We start from the raw sequence: 3,381 nt of genomic DNA, 5'->3' as shown, positions 1-3,381 counted from the left end.
GGCGCCGCGCCCCGGTGGCTGGCCCGGGGCGGCGCGCCCGGCGAGGTGCCGCGGCGCAGCCTGGCCGTGCTCGCCGCCGGATGCGTGGCGGTCGGGGCGTTGGCGGCGGGCGGCGCGGCGGGGCTCGACGGGCTGATGCGCGCGACCTCCACCTGCCTGGCCGCGGTCACCCTGGCCGGGCTGCTGGCGGCGCTGATGCTGCTGCCGCGCCGTACGCCCCTGTGCTGGGCGGCCGTCGGCAGCGCGGCGATCACCGCGACCGTCCTCGTCCTCTCCGGCGTCCTGCTGCTGATACCGCTGACCCTGGCGGCCGCGGCCCTGTGCTTCCAGACGTTCCGGCGCGCCCGGGTCCCCTGACGGCTCCGGCGGGGAGGGCGTTCAGTCCTCCTCGTCGGCCAGTGCCGCGTCGAGCGCCGCCGTCAGTCGCTGGACCTGCGACCGCAGATCGGCCAGTTCCTTGTGGTCCAGGCCGGTCGACCGGATCACCTTCAGGGGGACCTCGCGGGCCTGCTCCTTGAGGGCCTCGCCCTCCGCCGTCAGCCGGACCGTCACCGAGCGCTCGTCGTGGGTGCTGCGCTCGCGGGTGACGAGTCCGGCCGACTGCATGCGCTTGAGCAGCGGCGAGAGGGTGCCCGAGTCCAGCCGCAGGAATTCGCCCAGCTGCTTGACCGGCATCTCGCCGTGCTCCCACAGCACCAGCAGCGCCAGGTACTGCGGGTACGTCAGCTCCGTGTCGCGCAGCACCCGTCGGTAGATGCCGCCGAACGCGCGCGAGGCGGCGTGCAGGGCGAAGCAGAGCTGGAGGTCGAGCCGGAGCGGATCGTCCGCCGTGACGGCTCCGCTCTGCGCGGGAAGCGGGTCGGGCTGAGATGACATATGACCAGCGTACCTCTTAGTTGTGCACAATTTAATTGTGTGCTCTACTTGGGCCACTGCCGGACCCCGGCCGGATTCCCCCGGCCTCCGGGACTCGAAAGGGATTGGTCTTCATGGATGCGCTCTACACCGCGGTGGCCACGGCGAACGGCCGCGACGGACGCGCCGTCAGCTCCGACGGACGCCTCGACCTGCCCCTCGCCATGCCGCCCGCCCTCGGTGGCGACGGTCAGGGCACCAACCCGGAGCAGCTGTTCGCCGCGGGCTACGCCGCCTGCTTCGCGAGCGCGCTCGGGCTCGTCGGCCGCCAGGCGAAGGTGGACACCAAGGACATCTCCGTCACCGCCGAGGTCGGCATCGGCAAGGACGAGTCGGACGGCGGCTTCGCCCTCAAGGTGACGCTGCGCGTCGAGCTGCCGGGCGACCTGGAGAACGAGACCGGCCGCAAGCTGGTCGAGCAGGCGCACCAGGTGTGCCCGTACTCGAAGGCGACCAAGGGCAACGTCGAGGTCGAGCTGATCTCCGAATAAGCCGTATAGGCCGTATGCGCCGCAGAGCCCGCGTGGGCTATTCCGTCGCCACCCGCACTCCGAGACCGATCAGGACGGCCCCCAGCAGGGTGTCCTGAGCCCGCCGCACCCGGCGGGAACGGAGGAGATGGCGGAGACGGTGGACGGCCCAGGCGGTGAGGCCGAGCCCGGCGAACTGGAACAGCACGGCGACCGCCGCCAGGCCCAGGGCGATCGGCACCGCCTGGGCCGCGCGGTCCGCGGGGACGAACTGGGGCAGGGCCGCCACGAAGAACAGCGTCGCCTTCGGGTTGGTGAGGTTGGTCAGCAGCCCCTCCATGAAGGGGTTGCCACCGCGCGGCGCCGCGGAAGGCTCCCCGGCGGGGTCGGGGACGGCGGCGCCGGGCGACCGCCATGCCGACCACAGCGAGCGCCCGCCGAGGAGGACCAGCACCAGGGCGCCCGCCAGCTTGACCGCCTCGAAGGCCGCGTCGCTGCGCAGCAGCAGCTCGGCCAGGCCGAAGGCGACCGCGGTCGCGTGCACGAACAGCCCGGCCGCGCAGCCGAGCGCGGTCCGCAGCCCGGCCGCACGCCCGCCGCGCAGCGCGCTGCGGATCACCACGGCGGTGTCCAGGCCGGGCGTGATCGTGATCAGCAGACACAGCCCGAGGAACGACGCGAATCCGGTCATGCGGCCATTCTGATACGCCGGAGGGCCCGAATCGACCCCCGCGTCACCGCGTCACCGCGTCAGTCGTCCGAGGCGCAGGTCGTCGGGGTGGCGTGCGCCGGGTCGAGGGCGTTGGCGGCCTCGTGGAAGGCGAGGCCGTCGGTCATCCCGATGGTCAGGTGCTCGGACAGGTCGGAGGCACACAGGTCCTGGAGCACGACGTTCTTGACGTCCGGGCCGGTCAGGAACTGGCTGCGGTACGGCGTGACCACCTCGTCGTACCGGGTGGCGATGACGGTGTAGCGGACCCCGGGAACGGTGTCGCCGCCCGCGTTCAGCCGGTTCAGCAGGTCCGACCCGGCCACCTGGTCCATCAGCCCCGGGGCGGCCTTGGCGACGGCGTCGTCGAGGCCGGGGAAGAGGTCCAGCAGCTTCGTCAGCCCGGAGAGGGTCGTGCCGTGGTTGGACGGGGCGAGGCCCACCAGGGCGTTCACCTTGGCCGCGCCGCCCAGGAACTTCAGGTAGTAGCGGGGCATCATCCCGCCCTGGGAGTGGCCGACCATGTCGACCTCGGCGGCCCCGGTGGCGGCGAGCACCCGGTCGACGTACGACGACAGCTGCCCGGCGGACCGGTCGACGGGGCCGAGCCCGTGGAAGAAGGGCACGCCGGGGAGTTGGCCGTAGTCGAGGGAGAAGACGCAGTAGCCGCGGTCGACCAGGTACGGGGCGAGGCCGAGCCAGTTGTCGACGGAGTTGCCGAGGGTGCCGTGGACGAGGACGACGGGGCGGGGGTGCTGGGCGGAGGGCTTGCAGGAGTAGTCGTTCCAGCCGCTGTCGGTGGTCTGCGACGACTGGGCGGCGGCGGGGGCCGCGGTCGCCGCCGCGACCGCCAGGGTCAGGGCGGGCAGTAAGGTGCGGATGTTCCTCCAGGGCAGCATCACATGAACTCCTCGCGGTGGGGGTGGAGTTGCACTGACGGCGCACCCTGTGACCCGGATCACAAATGCGTGGCGCGGGGATCAAATTACGCGTGAGTAGCGAAGAGTTCCAGCCATCGGCCGGTGAAGAAAAGTTCACTCAGTTCTTACGCGACGTCCAGGAATCCGGTCCTCAGGAACCCGGCGGGCCGGACCGCGGACACCCCGAAGCGGGCCCGCGCCCGGTCGGCGGCGGCCTCCGCCCGGCGGGCCTTGTCGTCCGCGGCGTCGAAGGACAGCTGGTGGGAGGCGAGTTCGGCGCCCATCAACCCCTCGGCCCGCAGCGCGACGGACCGCACCCGGGCCCGCTGGAGCCCGAGCGCGTCGTGCAGCGCGTACGCGGCGGCGG

General features: G+C 72.6%; 4 protein-coding genes and 2 pseudogenes. 2 read left to right on the top strand and 4 right to left on the bottom strand.

Annotated features, from left to right (window positions below; translation table 11 throughout):
- Window positions 1–357 (top strand): annotated as a pseudogene (locus tag SSOG_RS35370) (amino acid permease); the annotation flags it as partial.
- 21 nt (window positions 358–378) lie between these two features.
- Here the strand turns inward: SSOG_RS35370 and SSOG_RS35365 are convergent.
- Window positions 379–876: a MarR family winged helix-turn-helix transcriptional regulator gene (locus SSOG_RS35365; protein WP_009719070.1), complete on the bottom strand. Its 498-nt coding sequence runs from the start codon at window positions 874–876 to the stop codon at window positions 379–381.
- 113 nt (window positions 877–989) lie between these two features.
- Here SSOG_RS35365 and SSOG_RS35360 point away from each other — a divergent pair, with 113 nt between their 5' ends.
- Window positions 990–1,406, top strand: a complete 417-nt coding sequence (locus SSOG_RS35360; protein WP_009719069.1) for an organic hydroperoxide resistance protein — start codon at window positions 990–992, stop codon at window positions 1,404–1,406.
- Between the two features lie 37 nt (window positions 1,407–1,443).
- On the opposite strand, the gene SSOG_RS35355 is transcribed toward SSOG_RS35360, so the two are convergent.
- The 3 genes and pseudogenes from SSOG_RS35355 to SSOG_RS35345 form a co-directional block, all read right to left on the bottom strand.
- The gene (locus tag SSOG_RS35355) at window positions 1,444–2,076 is read right to left on the bottom strand and encodes a LysE family translocator (protein WP_009719068.1); all 633 of its coding nucleotides are present in this window, start codon (window positions 2,074–2,076) and stop codon (window positions 1,444–1,446) included.
- A gap of 59 nt (window positions 2,077–2,135) precedes the next feature.
- Window positions 2,136–2,993, bottom strand: a complete 858-nt coding sequence (locus SSOG_RS35350; RefSeq protein WP_039939423.1) for an esterase/lipase family protein — start codon at window positions 2,991–2,993, stop codon at window positions 2,136–2,138.
- A 146-nt stretch (window positions 2,994–3,139) separates the two neighbouring features.
- A pseudogene (locus SSOG_RS35345) lies at window positions 3,140–3,381 on the bottom strand (hypothetical protein); the annotation flags it as partial.

The sequence above is a fragment of the Streptomyces himastatinicus ATCC 53653 genome (assembly GCF_000158915.1).
GTDB lineage: Bacteria > Actinomycetota > Actinomycetes > Streptomycetales > Streptomycetaceae > Streptomyces > Streptomyces himastatinicus.
The sequence above is the reverse complement of the archived record's forward strand: the minus strand, read 5'-3'. Positions and strand labels throughout refer to the sequence as shown.